General features: G+C 63.1%; 21 protein-coding genes and 1 tRNA gene. 8 read left to right on the forward strand and 14 right to left on the reverse strand.

What is annotated here, in order from left to right:
• Positions 1–66 precede the first annotated feature (66 nt).
• Both QX094_RS31020 and QX094_RS31025 read right to left on the reverse strand, forming a co-directional pair.
• Positions 67–816 carry an alpha/beta hydrolase gene (locus QX094_RS31020; protein WP_315714691.1) on the reverse strand — a complete coding sequence of 250 codons (750 nt, stop codon included), beginning with the start codon at positions 814–816 and terminating at the stop codon, positions 67–69.
• Positions 817–963: 147 nt separating this feature from the next.
• Entirely contained in the window at positions 964–2115 is a 1152-nt protein-coding gene (locus QX094_RS31025; protein WP_409998607.1) for a hypothetical protein, read from the reverse strand.
• 292 nt (positions 2116–2407) lie between these two features.
• Here QX094_RS31025 and QX094_RS31030 point away from each other — a divergent pair, with 292 nt between their 5' ends.
• Both QX094_RS31030 and QX094_RS31035 read left to right on the forward strand, forming a co-directional pair.
• The gene (locus tag QX094_RS31030) at positions 2408–2650 is read left to right on the forward strand and encodes a zinc-finger domain-containing protein (RefSeq protein WP_315714692.1); all 243 of its coding nucleotides are present in this window, start codon (positions 2408–2410) and stop codon (positions 2648–2650) included.
• 10 nt (positions 2651–2660) lie between these two features.
• Entirely contained in the window at positions 2661–3860 is a 1200-nt protein-coding gene (locus tag QX094_RS31035) for an FAD-dependent monooxygenase (protein ID WP_315714693.1), read from the forward strand.
• 16 nt (positions 3861–3876) lie between these two features.
• Here QX094_RS31035 and QX094_RS31040 read toward each other — a convergent pair whose 3' ends face one another.
• The 5 genes from QX094_RS31040 to QX094_RS31060 all read right to left on the reverse strand — a co-directional run bounded on the left by QX094_RS31040 (position 3877) and on the right by QX094_RS31060 (position 7980).
• Positions 3877–4251 carry a hypothetical protein gene (locus QX094_RS31040; RefSeq protein WP_409999229.1) on the reverse strand — a complete coding sequence of 125 codons (375 nt, stop codon included), beginning with the start codon at positions 4249–4251 and terminating at the stop codon, positions 3877–3879.
• 648 nt (positions 4252–4899) lie between these two features.
• On the reverse strand, positions 4900–5466 hold the full coding sequence (locus tag QX094_RS31045; RefSeq protein WP_316170257.1) for a hypothetical protein: 567 nt from the start codon (positions 5464–5466) through the stop codon (positions 4900–4902).
• Between the two features lie 40 nt (positions 5467–5506).
• Positions 5507–5980 (reverse strand): hypothetical protein, encoded by a 474-nt coding sequence (locus QX094_RS31050; RefSeq protein WP_315826227.1) that lies wholly within the window; start codon positions 5978–5980, stop codon positions 5507–5509.
• A 442-nt stretch (positions 5981–6422) separates the two neighbouring features.
• Positions 6423–7466, reverse strand: a complete 1044-nt coding sequence (locus tag QX094_RS31055) for a transporter (RefSeq protein WP_315714978.1) — start codon at positions 7464–7466, stop codon at positions 6423–6425.
• A 376-nt stretch (positions 7467–7842) separates the two neighbouring features.
• Positions 7843–7980, reverse strand: a complete 138-nt coding sequence (locus tag QX094_RS31060; RefSeq protein ID WP_315826228.1) for a hypothetical protein — start codon at positions 7978–7980, stop codon at positions 7843–7845.
• Positions 7981–8368: 388 nt separating this feature from the next.
• Between QX094_RS31060 and QX094_RS31065 the strand changes: the two genes are divergently transcribed.
• From QX094_RS31065 to QX094_RS31080, 4 genes are all read left to right on the forward strand, one after another.
• Positions 8369–10855 (forward strand): arylsulfatase, encoded by a 2487-nt coding sequence (locus QX094_RS31065; RefSeq protein WP_316185332.1) that lies wholly within the window; start codon positions 8369–8371, stop codon positions 10853–10855.
• Between the two features lie 219 nt (positions 10856–11074).
• The gene (locus tag QX094_RS31070; protein WP_316185330.1) at positions 11075–12556 is read left to right on the forward strand and encodes a DUF1254 domain-containing protein; all 1482 of its coding nucleotides are present in this window, start codon (positions 11075–11077) and stop codon (positions 12554–12556) included.
• Positions 12557–12582: 26 nt separating this feature from the next.
• Complete coding sequence (locus QX094_RS31075; protein WP_316185329.1) at positions 12583–13035, forward strand: DUF2721 domain-containing protein; 453 nt, start codon at positions 12583–12585, stop codon at positions 13033–13035.
• A gap of 108 nt (positions 13036–13143) precedes the next feature.
• Positions 13144–13389, forward strand: coding sequence for a hypothetical protein (locus tag QX094_RS31080; protein WP_315826232.1), 246 nt, complete (start codon positions 13144–13146; stop codon positions 13387–13389).
• 45 nt (positions 13390–13434) lie between these two features.
• On the opposite strand, the gene QX094_RS31085 is transcribed toward QX094_RS31080, so the two are convergent.
• The 3 genes from QX094_RS31085 to QX094_RS31095 are packed head-to-tail and all read right to left on the reverse strand — an operon-like array spanning position 13435 to position 14669.
• A complete protein-coding gene (locus QX094_RS31085; protein WP_315826233.1) occupies positions 13435–13842 on the reverse strand; it encodes a hypothetical protein in 408 nt (135 codons plus the stop codon).
• A gap of 21 nt (positions 13843–13863) precedes the next feature.
• Positions 13864–14328, reverse strand: a complete 465-nt coding sequence (locus tag QX094_RS31090; RefSeq protein ID WP_316164480.1) for a toll/interleukin-1 receptor domain-containing protein — start codon at positions 14326–14328, stop codon at positions 13864–13866.
• A complete protein-coding gene (locus QX094_RS31095) occupies positions 14325–14669 on the reverse strand; it encodes a GrlR family regulatory protein (protein ID WP_315826235.1) in 345 nt (114 codons plus the stop codon). Before QX094_RS31095 ends, QX094_RS31090 begins: the two co-directional genes overlap by 4 nt.
• Before the next feature lie 93 nt (positions 14670–14762).
• Between QX094_RS31095 and QX094_RS31100 the strand changes: the two genes are divergently transcribed.
• Entirely contained in the window at positions 14763–15083 is a 321-nt protein-coding gene (locus QX094_RS31100) for a hypothetical protein (protein WP_315826236.1), read from the forward strand.
• A gap of 88 nt (positions 15084–15171) precedes the next feature.
• Positions 15172–15258: transfer RNA gene (locus QX094_RS31105), tRNA-Leu, on the forward strand.
• Positions 15259–15294: 36 nt separating this feature from the next.
• Here the strand turns inward: QX094_RS31105 and QX094_RS31110 are convergent.
• From QX094_RS31110 to QX094_RS31125, 4 genes are all read right to left on the reverse strand, one after another.
• Complete coding sequence (locus tag QX094_RS31110; protein ID WP_316164479.1) at positions 15295–16020, reverse strand: Crp/Fnr family transcriptional regulator; 726 nt, start codon at positions 16018–16020, stop codon at positions 15295–15297.
• A gap of 261 nt (positions 16021–16281) precedes the next feature.
• Entirely contained in the window at positions 16282–16941 is a 660-nt protein-coding gene (locus tag QX094_RS31115) for a glutathione S-transferase family protein (protein WP_316172943.1), read from the reverse strand.
• Between the two features lie 31 nt (positions 16942–16972).
• On the reverse strand, positions 16973–17458 hold the full coding sequence (locus QX094_RS31120; protein ID WP_315714703.1) for an SRPBCC family protein: 486 nt from the start codon (positions 17456–17458) through the stop codon (positions 16973–16975).
• Entirely contained in the window at positions 17451–17780 is a 330-nt protein-coding gene (locus tag QX094_RS31125; protein ID WP_316185323.1) for a metalloregulator ArsR/SmtB family transcription factor, read from the reverse strand. The genes QX094_RS31120 and QX094_RS31125 overlap by 8 nt, the downstream gene beginning before the upstream one ends.
• Between the last annotated feature and the right edge of the window lie 75 nt (positions 17781–17855).

The raw sequence follows: 17855 nt of genomic DNA on the forward strand, positions 1-17855 counted from the left end.
CATGCGGGGTCTCGCGCGCTGTGCCGGAGACCCCGGGGGGTCGCTGCGCTCGCCCGGGCTACGGCTTCAGCGCCGTGACAGAAAGTCGATCACCCCGGCCTTGTAGACCTTGTCGCCGACCGCGCGCATGTGATCGCGATTGGGGATATCGAGCACTTCGGCACCGGGGATGAGCGCGCCGAGCGCCGGACCGGAGCCCGACACTTCGTCGGCCGTGCCGACCGCGACCAGCACCGGCACGGCGATACGGCGGGCGTCGTCGCGCGAGATCAGGCCGCGCGAGCCGCGCATGCAGGCGGCCAGCGCCAGACGGTCCGAGCGGGTCTGGTCGGCGAAGGCGCGGAAGGTGCGGCCCACGGGATCGGTCACGTTATCGATCGAGGGCGCCTCGAGCGCGGCGGCGACGTTCTCGCCGGGACCGCCGCCTTCGATCATCGCCATGCCGATGCCGCCGAAGATCGCCGAACGCAGCCGCTCTGGCGCGGTCAGCGCGATATGCGCGGCGATGCGGCCGCCGAGCGAGTAGCCCATCACGTCGGCGCTGGCGAGGCCGAGATGATCCATCAGCGCCGTGACGTCGCTCGCCATCTCCGCGATCGAATACAGCGTGGGGTCGTACAGCTTGGCCGAATCGCCATGGCCGCGGTTGTCGAGCGCGATCACCCGGCGGCCATCCTTGCGCAATTCGGAGATCCAGGCCGGATAGACCCAGTTGACGTTCTTGCTCGAGGCAAAGCCATGGACGAGCACGATCGGATCGCCCTCCCCCTCGTCGATGAAGGCAATTTCAACGGCGCCGTTGTGAAAGCTCGGCATCGGTCGCGAATCCCGGAACGCTGGAGTGAAGCTGGTCGGACGAAGTCTAGATCATGATGCGATTCCACGGAATCGCATCATGATCTTATCCCTTTGTTTGAGCATGATCTTTTCGGAAAACCGGCTTCCACTTTTCCGGATCATGCTCTAGCCGCAGGACGCGGTTGCGGCCAGTTCGGGAGCGACGGCCGCGGCCTGCATCCGGCGCAGGCGGCGCCGCCGGCTCCGGTCGAGCCAGGCCTGGGTGGCCCGCTCGGTCATCGCCTTCAGCGATGCGACGAAGCTGAGCAGCGTCATCAGCGCGCCGAACAGCCAGAGCGCGAGATTGAATGCCCCCGCGGTCAGCAGCAGCGCGCCGCGGCCGAGCAGCTTCAGGATCGCCCGCGTCTGCCCGCCCTTGGCCTCCGCCAGGCGGGCCGCGCGGGCGATGTCCTTCGGTCCTTCGGCGAGCTTGAGCGAATCCAGTGCGCCGCGCGTGCCGGCCTTTTCGGTGATGCGGCCGACATCCTTGGCGAGCCGCACCAGCGCGCCGGCCTTCTCGGCGCGGAACGCCGCCCGGATCGCGGTCGCGGTCTGGCCCGGACGAAGCACCGAGCCCGAGGCCACCGCCTGCTGCAACAGCGGCGCATCGACCACCTCGCGCGCGGAGCGTCCCGCCCAGGCGGCGAGCCCCTCGCCGAGCCGGCCAACCTTTCGCGCATCCTTCACCAGCGTCAGCCCGGCCCGCACTGGCGCGGCGGTGCCGGCCGAGGCATAGGTTGCGGCGGTGACGGCAAGACCGGCCGTGGCCAGGCCCAGCACCAGGCGGTCGGTCTCCTCGCCCATCACCAGATGCTTGCCTTCGCGGACCGCGTCGCGGATGTCGCCGAACACGAAGAGATCGCCGGCTACCGTGCCGGACAGGCTCGCGACGTCGTCGGCCTGGCCGGTGACGAGCCCGGTCGCGAACCGCTTGGCAACGCTGGCCGGCGCCTTCTCGGCGGCCACCGCATCGCTCACGCGCTGCACCAGCCCCTCGTCGAGCACCACCTGCTGATCCCGCGCGAGCGCGACGAAGCTCTCCGCGAGATCTGGATCGCCGGCGGCGAGCGCGTCCTCGATATTGCTGATGATCCGCGCCGGATCGTTCTGCAGAACGGACGCGATCTGAAGCTCCGACAGCCTCGCCGGATCGTCCTGCGCCACGACGATGGCTCCGGCCCCATAGGCGTGCGGCCATATCGCAGCGCCGACCGCGGCGCTCACGGCGAGCCCGGCCAGCGCCAGACCGAGTCCCAGCTTGATTCGCTTCGAGATCACGCCGCCTTCACGTTTTCGCGGGAACGATGCGGAGAGACATAATAATTTTTGTGCCTGACACAACGGCCCCGACGAAAGAAGGGCTTCTCGGCGGCCCTGAGTTTGTGTCGAATCCACAGGCCACAACATAACGGCGTGCGTTGCACCAAACGCGGGTTCCCAGCACTAGGAATTGGCCTTAAGGCTCAGTATGGTCGCGCCGTTTTCGACGCGCGCGGCCGTGCGACCTCAGTCCCGTCCTGCTCCGTCGTGCTGACCGCATACGCTCCCGTTGCCACGCGAGGTGATACCGATGGCCGATAACATCGTCCCGCATTTCAACAACGATGCCGGAGTCCCCGTCATCGAGATCGGCTCGCATGAGTTCATGTGCGTGGGCGCCAATCCGCCGTTCGATCATCCGCACGTGTTCCTCGATCTCGGCAACGACAAAGAGATCATCTGCCCGTACTGCTCGACGCTGTACCGCTATGCGCCGGACCTCGCCGCCGGCGAGGCGCGGCCGCCGGAATGCGTGCTGAAGGACGTCGCCTGATCGGCGTGTCGTGGCATCGCGTACCGTCTATGTGGCGGGGGCCGGAATTGGCGGCCTGACGGCTGCGCTCGCGCTCGCCACCAAGGGCTTCCGCGTCGTCGTGCTGGAGAAGGCCGAACGGCTCGAGGAGGTCGGCGCCGGCCTGCAGCTCTCGCCCAACGCCAGCCGTATCCTGCTCGATCTCGGCCTGGGGCCGCGGCTGACCGCGCGTGCCGTGGTGCCCGACGCCGTCAGCATCATGAGCGCGCGGGCCGGCGGCGAGATCGCCCGCCTGCCGCTCGGCGAGGCCGCGAGCCAGGCGGCTGGCGCGCCTTATTGGGTGATCCACCGCGCCGATCTGCAGGCGGCGCTGGCCGCGGAGGTGATGGCGCATCCGGACGTCGAACTGCGGCTCGGCTGCCAGTTCGAGGACGTCGCCGCCCACGCCAAGGGTCTGACCGTGGTGCATCGCCGCGGCAATGAGCGCCGCCAGGACGTGGCGCTGGCGCTGATCGGCGCCGACGGCGTGTGGTCGGCGGTCCGGCACCACCTGTTTCCGCAGGTCCGCGCCGAGTTCTCCGGCCTGATCGCCTGGCGTGGCACGCTCGACGCCCGGCAATTGCCACGCGAATTGACGGCAGCGCGGGTGCAGCTCTGGATGGGCCCCGAGGCCCATCTCGTCGCCTATCCGATTTCGGCCGGCCGCCAGGTCAACGTGGTCGCGGTGGTGCCGGGGACCTGGAACCGGCCGGGCTGGAGCACGGAGGGTGATCCGAGCGAGCTGAAGGCGGCGTTCGCGCCGCCGCGCTGGCCCGCGACGGCGCGGCTGCTGCTCAATGCGGTCGACGGCTGGCGCAAATGGGCGCTGTTCGGCGTCCCCGAAGGCATCGAATGGACCGAGGGCAGCGTCGCGCTGCTGGGCGACGCCGCGCACGCCATGCTGCCCTTTGCAGCGCAGGGCGCGGGAATGGCGATCGAGGACGCGGTGGTGCTCGCCAAGTGCCTGAGCGAGGCGCGCCCGGACGGTCCGGGCGCGATCCCGGCTGCGCTGAAACGCTACGCCAAGCTGCGCCGCCCGCGTGTCGGCCAGGTGCAGCGCACCGCACGCAATCAGGGCCGCCTCTATCACATGACCGGACCGCTGGCGCTGGCCCGCGACCTCAGCATCAAGGCGCTCGGCCCGCAGCGCCTGTCGGCGCGGCAGAGCTGGATCTACGACTGGCGGCCGTAGGCGAAGCGGCCCGGTCTCAGTAGACCGAGCCGTCCCGCGGCAGGGTCGACGGCGTGCCCGCACCGGAGGCCATCGGCCGCGCGGGACGCGCCGGCTTGACCGGCTTGCCGGATTTCGCAGCAGCCGGCTGCGGTGCCGGGGTCTCCTGGCACTTGTTGCGGCGCCAGGCCTCTTCGGCGAACTGGGTCTGGCCACGGATCGCGATATAGTCGTTGCGATAGGCGACCTCGGCCACCACCGCGCCGCCGGCTCCGGTCTCTGCCTTGGCCATCAGGCCCTGCAGCTCGGCTGCGCGCCCGGCCAGCGCCTTGCGCTCGGCCTCGAGCTGCTTGCAGTCATAGAGCTCATACTTGGCCGGATCCGCGAAGGCGGTCGACACGCTGTCGCTCATGCCGGCGCAGCCCGACAGCAACGATCCCAACCCCAGCAGTCCCGCGGCCAGCGCGACGCGAAGCCGATCGCTGGTCACGCAGCCTCGACCGTGCGGCGGCGTCGAGCCATTGGCTCGATCATGGGCTGATCGGCCGCGGACATCGGCCCGAACGGCGGCAGCATTCGTCTCTGCGATGGTCCTCGGATTCGTCACGCTCACCTCGCCCAACGACCGGCCCGCAAGGGATGCGGATCCGAATCGGATTCTCGTGATGGGTCCGTGCCTTACAACGGCCGCTTCGTCCATGTCTTGCACCACGTGATCCCAGACTTGGCAGAGCGCTTCAACGCGAAGGCATCTCAAAGCAGCTGGTGACGGCCGGATTGAGGCTTTACCAAGGCGCTCGCGCTGGCTTGAGCAGGAGCTTCGTCAGGCACGCCATTGCCGGACGCTTACGGTTTTTCACCTTGATCCGGTCCCTTTCACGGTGCGGGCGGTCAATCGGTTTCGACACCATCCCCTCTTATCCCTTGCTGCGGGCGGCGGGGACAGGTCGGCCCCGATCTCGCCGTGCCCAAGGGAGCGACGAGGAGGCCGCCCGAGCGAGAGAAACAAGCTTCGGGGCGGGACGGCGGCGCCGGCCACAGAGCGCCGCCGTTGGCGAGATCAGCGATCGGCATCACCGATGCGAATATAGATGCGCGATCCATTGCAGATCTGAGCGTACTGGTTGCCATCGGAACGGCTGACCAATTGGACGATCGGCGCGGGCTGGGCGAATGTGATGGTCCGCGCGCCCTCGCTGATCACCCCAGTCGCATCTGCAACGTCGGCGACTTGCGTCAGCCCGGCGATCGGGCCGGTCAGGATCGTGTGGCTGTACGTGCCCGGCACCGCCTTGAGCAACACTCTCTCATCGGAGGCGATCGTGTAGGTGAACTTGTATGAGGTAACGCCGGTCTCGCCTCCGCCGGTGTCCACCGAGAAGTCCTGGACATCCATCATCCCGGTGCCATCGGCGCGAAGCACCATGACGCCTTCGACGGTGAAGGAAAAGAGCTTCAGCGGGCCGCCCTTTGGCGTGAAGTTCGAATTGAATCCGACAGCGGCCGGATTCCGGATGCACAACGATTTGCCAGCTAACGCATAGGTTCCGCGTAGACTTGCATGATCATTCGCAGACGCGGCCGTGCTTGCCGTCGCAGCGGCGGCCAAAATAAGAAAGCGGTGCATATGGTTTCCTCCCCGATCAGAACAATGGCTCGCCCTTACATCAGCGGTCGTCGTCGCTGAGGCGGGTCATGATGAGAGATCCATTGCAGATCCGGGCAAACTGGGTGCCATTGGAACGACTGACCGTCAGGACGGTCGGCGCGGGCGGGGCGAGGACGATGGCCCGTGCTCCTTCGCCGATGAATCCGCTGGTGTCGGGAACATCGACGACTTGCGTCAACCCGGCGTTCGGTCCGGTCAGGGTCGTGGAGCTGTACGTACCTGGCACCGCCTTGACCGACAGCTTGCCACCGGGGTCGATCGAGTAGGTGATCTGGTACGAGATATCGCTGGTCGTCCCTTCGCCGGCGTCGACCGTGAAGGACCGGTTGTTCACCGTGCCGGTGCCGTCGGCGCGAAACACCATGACGCCGTCGACGGTGGTGGCGAAGAACACGACCGGACCCTTTGGCAAGAAATTCGAATCGAATCCGATCGACGCCGAGTTCTGGATACAGTCCGATGCGCCCGTCATCGCATAGGTCCCGTGAAGCCGACTGGGGTGATCATGAGCAAACGCCGCCGCGCTTGCAGTGATACCGACGAGGACCAGAATAGAAGAGCGATGCAAAATAGCCTCCCTGATCGAATGATCGCCCTTGCGTGGGCTGGAGGTACCATATGCCGCAAAGATGACGATTAGTCGCTGTTAGTAACAAAGCTGCAAAATAGCGCCACACCCGCAAGAGTTGATTGCTCTGCGGCAATTTCTCATGCGAACAGCTCGACTCCAGCAGGCGCAATCTTCACATCAGTCCCCGCTCCTCGTGCATCCACAACCAGCCGTGCCGGATCCGAGGTCGTGTCCCCGGTGGTGGTGTAGCTAGCGGTGGGGCAGCGCGTTCGCCGGGGAGAGCCGGGCAGGTCAGCTGGCGATTGCCGGGGCGGGAGCTGGGCCGCCACGGCTCATCAAAGCCTTATTTCGTGATCATCCGCCTCGGTGGCGCGGTCGGTGTTGGTGCTGCCGGCGAGATGACAAACGTCACCCAGGCGTTCCAGCCGTCAGGCCGGTTTTCCGCGGCAAATTCCTTGTAGGCCTTAAAGTTGAGGTAGCCTTGCATGTCACCAACCGGGAAGATAAACCCGACCTGCGGGCCGACACCCGCGACCTGCGAGCGGAAGCAGCCGACGCGATCGCCGGAGCCGCTATCGCAGCCAAGTTGCTTGTAGACGTAGCCCACCAGCCCGATCTGGACCTGCTTGCTCAGGAATTGCGAAGCGCCCCAGTCGAAGTGCATGTCGACGCCGCTTTGATACTGCGTGTCAGGATTTGTGAAATTGTAGGTGAAGCCTAGCACGCCGGAGAGCTCATGTCCGCTCTGTGGATTGAAATAGGTGTAGCCGCCGCCCGCATCGATCGTCCCATGCCCGATCCCGATATTGGCGAGGCGCGTGGACTGGTAAGCGCCGACAGGGATGTCACCCATCACGTAGGTCATGTAGTTGTTGACGCCCGCGTTCCAGCGCAGTGCGAATTGGGGGATCAAATCGCCGAAGCCAGTGATGGAATCGCTGACGGAATCAAAGCGCGAGAACGGAATTGAGCCGCCCGGTGTTGAAAGCGAGCCCGTCACCAATCCATTGAGCGAGGTTGTATTTGCGCCGTAGATTCCGATCAGGCTTGCAGACGCCTGACCACCGAGAACCGGTGTCGCGAAGACGTAGGTCGCGTTCAGCAGGCCAAGATCGACGTTCGCATTGACGTTTGCGTTCAAGGTAGCTGTCAGATTCGCAGGAATACGGCCGATCTGGATCTCACGAGCGCGCGCCACGTCCCTGCCGGCAGACACTGAGGTATGATAGTAAATTGACGCAGCCGACCAACCGGGCTGCTGAGGCGTGGCGGCAAGGCTACCGAATGTGCCCGGAATCCAAAAGCTGATGCCGCTCTCATCTGCCGAGACAATCGTCGGTACTGATGCAATGGTCGCAAATGCAATAGCGCCAAGCGCCCTCGTCATTCTCATGGCAATCTCCTGCCGAACCACGACCCTCGCGCATAGTGAGTGACGAGCATGATGCTGACAGCATGACAGGCCGTACTGCGCCGGGCGATAGCCGTCACGATGATAGGGAACAATTTGCAACCGGATGTTGCAAATGGAGCACAGTGTCGCGCTGGTCCGCCGCTTAGCAAAGAATTGCTGTTTGTTCCTAAGGAAATTCACGCGGCGCTTTGAGAGACAGGATAGCCTCGCGCGTGATCATGAGAGACAAACCTCGTCGCCGTTTGGGAAAGTGCCTTTTGGTTTCTCGTCTTTCAGGAGGCAGTTGCCAGCTACATCCATAGGGCCACACGGCCTCCGCACAGCCATCTCCCAGGTCAAGACGATTGCCCTACTCGAGACGATCGCTCTTGATCGCAAGCCGATGCTTCGCAGAAAGCTTCTGCCAAGAAACCAACGAAACTGCTGCAACCAAGGTGATCGCGAGCGCGGCGCCGACGACGGGATGATTGAGCTTGTAGGCGAGCATAGCGTATCGCTGTCGATCCAGGAAGACCAGGAAAGCTTGCCCTTGACGGTTTGAGACTCAGAAAATGTTCCCCATTGATTTCGCTCAAGGTCCGTTATTCGACTTGTTCGGTGCAGCACGATGCCGAGCGTGTGCGCGTGTCCTGCTCTTCAATATTTCTTCGATATTTGATGGTTCTTTGCAGATGCCTGACCGGCGTGAGACATCGGCAGGTCCATACAATAATACAATAGATGAGCGTGCCCCGCTGGTTAGCACAGCCAGGCGATCGCATCTGCCCTAGGCGCCTTCGCGCGTGGGTTGATCTGCGTCAACGTCGCTCCTTGCGCCGTCCTAGAGGATCACAAGCATCTGCGCGGTTGCGCGCACCTCTTGGGGAGGGCCTGCGATGAATTTTCGTGCGATTGCTTCCATATTGTTTTTGACGTCGGCGATATCCGCCCCCGCGTTTGCACAGCAAGCGCAACCGACTACGCCGCCGCTCGGCTCCCCGGCCGCGACCATCACCATTCCGGGCGACCAGCTTCCACCGCCACCGCCGAAATTCGGCGGCACGATCACGGAGGATGCGAAGACCTCGAAGCCGTGGTGGCCTCCGACGGTCGTGCCGGGTAAAGGTGCGCCGAACGTTCTGCTGATCATGACCGACGATTCCGGTTATGGCGTGCCGAGCACATTCGGCGGGGTGATCCCAACGCCAACGCTCGATCGCATCGCCAAGAATGGCCTGCGCTACACCCAATTCCACTCGACGGCGCTCTGCTCGCCGACGCGAGCGGCTCTGATCACCGGTCGCAACCATCACTCGGTCGGCTTCGGCCAGATCAGCGAACTGGCGACTGGATATCCGGGCTATGACTCGGTCATCGGTCCGGAGAACGCGACTATCGGCCGGATTCTGAGCGACAACGGATATGCCACATCGTGGTTCGGCAAGAACCACAACACGCCGTCCTTCCAATACAGCGCGGCCGGTCCGTTCGACCAATGGCCGAGCGGGATGGGCTTCCAGTACTTCTACGGCTTCATGGGTGGCGAGACCGACCAGTGGACGCCGTACCTGTTCCGCGACCACACCCCCGTTTACCCGTGGGTCGGGAAGAAGGGCTACAACCTGATCACCGACATGGCGGACGACGCGATCCGTTACATGAAGGAACTTGACGCCGCGGCGCCCGAGAAACCGTTCTTCGTCTACTACGTACCTGGCGCAACCCATGACCCGCACCAGCCAACCAAGGAATGGATCGACAAGATCAGCAAGATGCACCTGTTCGACCAGGGCTGGGAGAAGTTGCGAGACCAGATCTTCGCCAACCAGAAGCGATTGGGCGTGATTCCCGCAAACACGCAGCTCACGCCGTGGCCGGACGTCTTGCCGAAGTGGGATTCGCTCTCGGAGGTGAAGAAAAAGATCGTCATTCGCGAGGCCGACGTGTTCGCGGCCTATACCGCCTATGTCGACGATGAGATCGGCCGGGTGATCCAGGCGGTCGAAGACATGGGCAAGCTCGACAACACGTTGATCATCTACATCAACGGCGACAACGGCACGAGTTCGGAAGGCTCGATGATGGGTACGCCAAACTGGCTGACGGTCGCCAATGGCGTGCTCGATTTGCCGGAGGTCGAGTATCTTCGATATTACGAATCCTGGGGTTCGGACCAGACCTATCCGCACATGGCCGTGCCGTGGGCGTGGGCGTTCGACACGCCCTTCAAGTGGACCAAGCAGATCGCGTCGCATTTCGGTGGGACGCGGCAGGGTATGGCTATCTCGTGGCCCGGCCACATCAACGATGTCGGAGGCATTCGCCCCCAGTTTCATCACGTGATCGACATCGTGCCCACAATCCTTGAGGCGGCCGGCATCAAGGCGCCCGACATGGTCGACGGCATCAAGCAGAAGTCGATTGAAGGCGTTAGCATGGCGTACACGTTCGACAAGGCAAATGCCAACGCACCGTCGAAGCGCACGACCCAGTACTTCGAGATGTTCGCCAACCGCGGCATTTACCACGAAGGCTGGTACGCCGCGACCACACCACCCGAGCCGCCGTGGCTTGTCGGCACGAAGGCGCTGCCGCCGGTCGAGCAGTACAAGTGGGAGCTCTACAACCTTGCCGAGGACTTCTCGCAGGCGGACGACCTTGCGGCGACGAATCCCGAGAAGCTCAAGGAACTGCAGGCGGTGTTTGCGGCGGAGGCGAGCAGGTACCAGGTGTTTCCGCTGGATAACTCGGTGCTCCCGCGACTTCTCACGCCGCGGCCGAGTGGGACGGCAGGGCGAACGGAGTTCACCTATGTCGGTGAGAACGCTGACATTCCGATTGCCAATGCTCCCAGCCTCCTGAACAGGGACTACACGATCACAGCCGAGATCACCGTGCCCAGTGGAGGTGCCGAAGGGATGATCGCTACAATGGGCGGGAGGTTCGGTGGCTACGGCCTTTACCTGCTCAAGGGCAAACCGGTCTTCGTCTACAATCTTCTCAATCTCAAACGTTACCGCTGGGAGGGCGGCGTTGGAGCCGATGACTGGCTGGGCCAGGCGCTCAGTCCGGGTAAGCACAAGATCGTCTTCGACTTCAAATACGATGGACCCGGACTCGGCAAAGGCGGCAGCGGTGTCCTTTCGGTTGACGGCCGAGTGCTGTCGCAACAAAAAATGGAACACACGATTCCATTCATGATGGCGATCGATGAATCCATGGACGTTGGGCTCGATACCCGCACCGCGGTCGATGATAGCTATACGCTGCCATTCCGATTCACAGGCACGATCGACAAACTGACCTACAACATCAAGCCGGAACAGTTGGCTGAGGAAGATCGCAAAGCCATGCAGAAGGCCGCGACCAAAGCAAACGACTAGCCTGGTCATTCCCAGCAAAGCAGTGGGGAGCAAAAGCTCCCCACTCTCAGAACCCGATGTGTTCCGGGTCTCGCATCGGGGATAGTCGCTTATATGGACCTGCCATCTGCGTCATCTGCGGTGGCCTCCCTCTTCGACGGCTTGCGACCGAAAGACGGGACGTTTCGAGCTTAGGTCAAATATGGGTCGAGCGGCGCACTAATGAAAAGGAGATCGCTCATGAATTCATCTGCTGGACAGGAAGGCATTTCGCTTCATCGCCGCTGCCTGCTCACGACCGCACTCGGTGCCGGGCTGGGCACAGCCTTGTCATCCACAAGAAGCGAGGCGGCCGGCCCGCTGCTGCGCGCACTCGGCGACCTGAAGGGCGATGTCGAGGAAGAACTGGCGTATGTTCTTGCGTTGGAATGCTATGTCTACGGCTTTCCGCTTGTCATGATGGACGCAACCCGAGCGGTGATGACTGCCACGTCGAAGTCCGAACAGTATAAAGCGCCTGTCAACCAGTTCGGCAGGATGCGGACTTATGTCGATCCGGATTTCAAAGACTGCGTCCGCATCAGCGTCAACTCCCTCTGGGCGTTTTCATTCATCGACCTGGACAAGGAGCCGTTCGTCTATTCTCAGCCCGACACTCAGGGGCGATACATCATCATGCAGGCGCTCAACATGTGGACCGACGATTTCGCCTCGGCGGGCAGTCGGACGACCGGAACTGGCGCCGGAAACTTCCTGATCGCCGGCCCCAAATGGAACGGTGTTGCGCCCAATGGCATCAAGCAAACGTTCCGATCGACGACGCGCTACGCATCTGTTCTGGTCCAGATCGCATGCGACAGCCCCAAGGAGTTCGTTGCAATCAACAAGCTGCAGGATGAATTGCAACTGACGCCGCTCAGCGCCTGGGGCAAGTCCTACACGCCACCCTCCGATGTGCCGATCGACACCAGTGTCGATACAACGGCGACGCCGTACGATCAGGTGCGGCTCATGACCGGCGAGATGTTCTTCAAGCGCCTCGCCGCTGCGTTGAAGGACAACCCGCCTTACCCTGACGACGCCAAGACTATCGACAAGCTCAAGCGCATCGGGATCGAGGTCGGCAAGGACTTTGAACCGTCCAAGCTCGATCCGGCCGTTCTGCGGGGGATCAACCGGGCGCCGGCCGAGGTCTGGTACAAGCTGGAAACAGGCCCCTACACTGCGCCGACCGTGAACGGCTGGCAGGGCGCGCTGAATATCGGTCGCTTCGGTACCGACTACACCACGCGGGCATTCATCGCCTGGTTTGGATTGGGGGCGCTGACGTCGGACGATGCGGTCTATCCAACCGCCTTTGTCGATGGCGACGGCAACGTGCTGGACGGCGCGGCGAAGTATGTTCTCCATCTGGAGAAGGACGAGATATTCCCATCCGAAGCTGGGGTCTGGTCGGTCTCGCCCTATCGCGAGAATTTCTATGTTCGGAACGCGATCAACCGCTACGGCATCACTTCGGCGATGCCGATCAAATACAATCCAGACGGCTCGCTCGATATCTACATCCAGGCGCAATCACCAGGCGCCGACAAGGAAACGAATTGGCTTCCGTGTCCGCCGAGCCTGCCCTTCAATCTCAGCGTCAGGGTCTATCAGCCCAAGACTGCCCTTAAGGATGGCACGTTCAAGATCCCGCCCGTCCGGCGCGTTCGCGACACCTGAAGAACTTGCAAGGACTGCGCGAGGAGATGGACAGTGTAATCCAGTTGGTGCCGGTAACGCCTTCAATCGACCAACTGGCACGGATCATCGGCAACGTGGCGGCCCCGGCTTTCCTGCTGGGAGCCGTCGCGTGCTTCATCTCGGTTCTTATTTCCCGCATCAACCGTGTGGTCGACCGGGCCCAGTTCCTTCACGGCATCACCGATGATGATGCTTCAAAGGCTTACCTCAAGACGGATATTCCCCGGCTGCGGCACCGGGCTTCGCTCCTGAACAGGTCGCTGTTCTGCTCCATCCTTTCTGCGATCCTCACCGCCCTCATCATCATCGTTGCCTTCATCAGCGCCCTGTTCGATGTTGCCCACGAATATGGCGTGGCGCTGCTGTTCATGGCTGCGCTGCTGACGTTCTGCGCTTCTCTCATCGACCTCGCCCGCGAAACCCGAATTGCACTTCACGACAACGACCTGCGCGTGTAAGTCTTCCAGGGCAGTCGAGGGGTGATCGGATGTGACGAAGAGGTCCCGGAAGAGGCGCGGGCGTCAGAATGCCACCGCGACGGCCCGCCGTGGAGCTCCGAGAAGCTCATGCAGGCCACCGTGAGCCATTGGCTGCGCGAGAAGGAGCGCGAGGGCCTGATCGGCGCCGGCACCACCCTGCACGGCCTCCGCGTCTCCTACGCGGCCTGGTGGAAGCGCAATGGCGCGACGGACGCGGAGATCGCCGACCTGCTGGGCGACAAGTCGCAGCGGATGGGAACCCACTATACTCGGCACGTCTCCCGGGAGGACAATGTAGTCCGGGCGTTCAAGCGATTGAAGAATATGGATTAATCGCCTGGGTATTCACACGGAACTGAAGAATGATCCGCGCTTAAGCTATGATCCTTCGGCCTCACCGCCTTCCGAGATCTCAGCAGCTTTCATGCGCGCGAGCCGAAGCTCTTCCTCTATCAGAGCCTCCTGTTCACGCTGGCGCTGTGCAACGGTCATGCGCTCCTCCCTGATCGCTCGGGCGCGCGCCCTTAGCTCTTCTTCGGTCAAGGTGCGCACGATCTCGCCCGAGGGTAACCTTCCTAAAGCTCTTTGGATAGTTTCGTAATCAGCTGACGGAGGGGCACGTCGTCTGGGTGACGTCAGTCTTGCTGTAATTTCATCGACAAGAGGAGCAAAGAATTTCTCCGGCGAGGCCAGCACCAGATTTTGTTGACGCAACAGCGCCATCATCTCCTGCGCCAGTTCGGCGTAGTCCGGTGGTCGATCAGCGGCCGCCGCGGGTTGTGCCATCGAGGATTGTTCTAGCAGAAGCTAAACTGGCTTTTCGATACTCGGCCAAAGCATTGGAAAGAGCTGATCCAACTCGTCGTCGGAACGGCGTTGCTCGGGCTCGACCGCCTCGTTTATATCACCAATAAGCTTCCGGAAATCCTGTTCGCCAAAGACCGTTCCCTGGAAGATTCTTAGCGGCGCTTTGACGTCAGAATGCCCGATGTCGAAGAGGACGGTCGCCCCCCGGCCAGACAGGTGCTTGGACAGGGCACCAGCCTCGAACGCAATCCATTGAGAATCCAGGTTTTCTCGCGTGAGAACAACCAAGCCGAAGCTGGATTTCTCAAGTTCGTCTCGAATCACCCCCTGCCATTGAGCTCCCTTCTCGATGTCAGTTGTAGTGATAAACGGCTTGACCGCAGGCAGAATTAACGGAGACCATTTTCGGAGCTCGTTGGCGATTTGTTGGCTCGACTGCCCTGACCAGCTAATAAAAAGCTTCATTTGAAATCTCCGGGCCTCGCGACGCGCCGTAGACTGATTGCCAGCGGGACGGGAGGCACCCCACGACCAAGCGCCCGGCCCTGCGCCATGATCAGATCATCATCGGCAAGCCCGACGAAGCTCACCTCGAGCTCTCTCAGCGGACCGAAAGCGCTACTGAGCGCTCCGGCATAGTGCACCACGCGAATCTTACCCGTGACGCGATTTCCGTCCTGTTGATATGATCCATAGTAGTAGTAGCCGCTGTCGCCACCCGACAAATTGCCATCCTGGATGGTCATCACCCCCACACCTTCGCTCAGAGCTGCGAACTGAGCGGTCCAGAGGCCATTTATGTCCATGACGGCTCCTTCAGAGGCAAGGCTCTCTACCATTGGCATATAAGATCACGCTCACTCGCAATGCTGGGGTAGTGCGGCTGAGGAACATAGATTATGGAGATTGCAGGGAAAATGCTCACCTGGGAGACTGCACAAACGACCCTCACTTGGCTATCTGTGCTCGCCGGTGGCGCAGCGGCATATCTTTGGTACCGCGCCTCTGTCGTAGTGGTGTGTGAAGGCGATCCCAAAGACGTCCCCGGGTACTACCTTGGCATGAACCATCCTTGGGCAAAAAAGGCAGGAAAGCAGATCAGCGTGCTGGGGACTTTTGCTGAAGGATCTCGCCTAAATCAGAGAGCCGCCATCGTCACCGGGATTTCTATCGGGCTCCAGGCGCTCGCTGTTGCCGCTGGCTACTTCGTGGCGAAGTGAACGAGAACAGAACGAGTTTTGTCTAACACTGGGCGGTTCCCGTCTAACGCTTGCCGCGGCAGACGAAAAAGGGTAGCGCAATCAACAGGCGGACGTGGCGGAACGGGTAGACGCAAGGGACTTAAAATCCCTCGATGGCAACGTCGTGTGGGTTCGAGTCCCACCGTCCGCACCAGCCCCGTGCACGCCCCGCTCGGCCGCCCTGCCCGGCTCAGTTCAACGCCGCCAGCCGCTCGAGCTCGGCGAGATCGGTAACCTCCAGCCTGCCCTCCGAGATCGTCAGGATCTTGCGATCGCGAAACAGCGCGAGCACGCGGCTGACATGGACCGAGGTCAGGCCGACGGCGTCGGCGATGTGCTGCTGCTTCAAGGGAAACGGATAGCGGTGGTGCTGGACCACACCGTCCACCGCGACGCGCCGCATCAGGCTGAGCAGCAGATGCGCGATCCGACGCTCGGCCGGACGCTGGCCGAGCACGGTGATGAGCTCGTAGGAGGCCCGGCCGTTGTCGCCGAGAGAGCGGAACACCTCCATCATGACCAGCTCGTCGGCGCGGCACTGCTTGCGGACCTCCTCGCCATCGAGCCGGCTGACCTGGACCTGGGTCAATGCCTTGGCCGAGAAGCTCATGCCTTTGGCGAAGATCGCCGCCGGCGAGAAGATGTCGCCCGGCAGTAGGAAGCGCAGGATCTGGCGGCCGCCATCCGACAACTGGATGTAACGGAATGCCCAGCCGCTGCAGAGTACGAGCACATCGTCGCGCGCCTCGCTCTGGCATTTGATCTGCTGGCCGGCCCGGACGGTGAAGAACTGCTGATGGAGCCGCGGCAGCGCCGACTGCGCCCGGCAGGCCTTGAAAAGCGCGGCACAGAATCCGGAATCGACGTGGGTGCAGGAGACGCAGCAGCCGGGGAGATCGGGTTCTGATCGCAGCATCAAGGGGTGCGCGCTTGTGTCCAATCCGTCCCGCCGACCCGGCTTCGTCATTCGGTCATCGGGACGCTGTGGCGGTCGATCGGGTGCGGCGGATGCCGAGGCCCTTCGACCTACGTCGCAGCTAAAATGGAACCGGCCCGCAGCGATATAACCTGGATTAATCAGACGGCTGAAAGTCGCGCATCCATCCCGGCGGCCGTCGCGGCGCGATCGCTCGCTTGGGCTTTGGATCTCACCCGAAGCATGATTGACGCCACGTGCCTACGCCGCTCGCGCTCGCGCCGTCAGCTCCGCCATGGTGGTGGACTTGAAGCTCGGCCGCGCCTCCAGCCGTTCGATCCAGGCGACAAGGTTGGGATGGCCGGCGGTCAGCTCCGCCCATTCCGGCGTCAACGACAGGAAGCTCGCCTGCGGCGCGGCCTGCAGATCGGCCAGCGACAGATGATCGCCGACCATGAACGGCTGCTCGCCGAGCAGCCGCGACAACTCCGCGATGACGGTTCTCGCCTGCGGCATCGCGCGCGCGATCGCGGCTTCGTCGGTGGTCGTGCCGAAGAATTGCGGGCCGACGATGCGCTGGAAGATGATGACGTTGCAGACGCCCTGGAACAGGTACCAGTCGCTGATGTTCATCACCTGGTCCATGCGCGCGGCCTGCCTGATATCCGCGGGCGTCAGGGCCGGCTCGGGCAGCACGCGGTCGAGATAGCGCAGGATCGCCTGGGTCTCGTACAACACGAAGCCGTCATGCGCGAGCACCGGCACGCGCCCGAAGGGATGACGCGCCAGATGCGCCGCGCCCTTGGAGTCGCCCGGCGCCAGCGCCGCGAGCCGATACGGCGCGCCTTTCTCCTCCAGCGCGATCAGCACGCTGCGCCCGAACGGGCTCCCCGGCACGGAATGGACGACGAACTCGGACATCACGATCTCCCCCACGCTGATGATGAACTCCTCACGATGACGCCGGCGGCCGCTCGGCCTCGGCCACGAAGCGCTGCAGCAGCCCCGGCCAGCCGCCGTCGACATCCCGCCGCATCGACGCGCCGGCCTCGCGGCCCATGGTTTCGAACTTGTGGTGCAGCAGCTCGACGCGGGTCACATCCGGGCCCTCGGCAACGAATTGCACATCGACCTCCGAGCGCATCGCCGCATCCGGCCTCCACTGCGCATCGACCTGCCACAGCATGACGAAGCGACGCGGCGGCTCCCACAGCGTGATGGTCGCGACCGTGGTCGCCGTGCCGTCCTCGGCGATCTCGAGCCAGTGGCCGCCGAGCTTCGGCTCCAGCAGCACCTTCTCGATCGGCTTGCGGCCGACCCCATGCGTATGCGGCCACCAGCGCGTCAGGCCGCGCGTGAACACGTCGAAGGCATGATCGATCGGCGCCCGGACATGGACGAGCTTCCGCACCGGCGCGATCACGACACCCTCACTCATCGATCCCCCCTTTCGTCTGCCGATGCGTGCGCTCCGCCTCGATCTTGAAGGCGAGCAGCGCGTCGTCCCAGAAGCTGTCGAGCCAGTCGCGCAGCTCGGCCAACCCCTCACGGCGCAACGCGTAGATGCGGCGCGCGCCTTCGCTGCGTTCCTCGACCAGCCCGGCATCCTTCAGCACCTTCAGATGCTGCGAGACCGCCGGCCGCGACACCGGCATCCCGGCCGCGATCGCATGGACCGGCCGCGGTCCACCGCGCAGCCGTTCGAACACCTCCCGCCGCGTCGGGTCCGCCAGCACATTCAGTGTCGTTCCGTAAGTCATGACTTACTGTAAGCCACCACTTACATAAACGTCAAGGCGGCAGGCCGGAGAACGCGAGAGCCCCGATCCCTGCAG

Origin of the sequence: Bradyrhizobium sp. SZCCHNS1050 (assembly GCF_032484785.1) — a bacterium.
Lineage (GTDB): Bacteria > Pseudomonadota > Alphaproteobacteria > Rhizobiales > Xanthobacteraceae > Bradyrhizobium.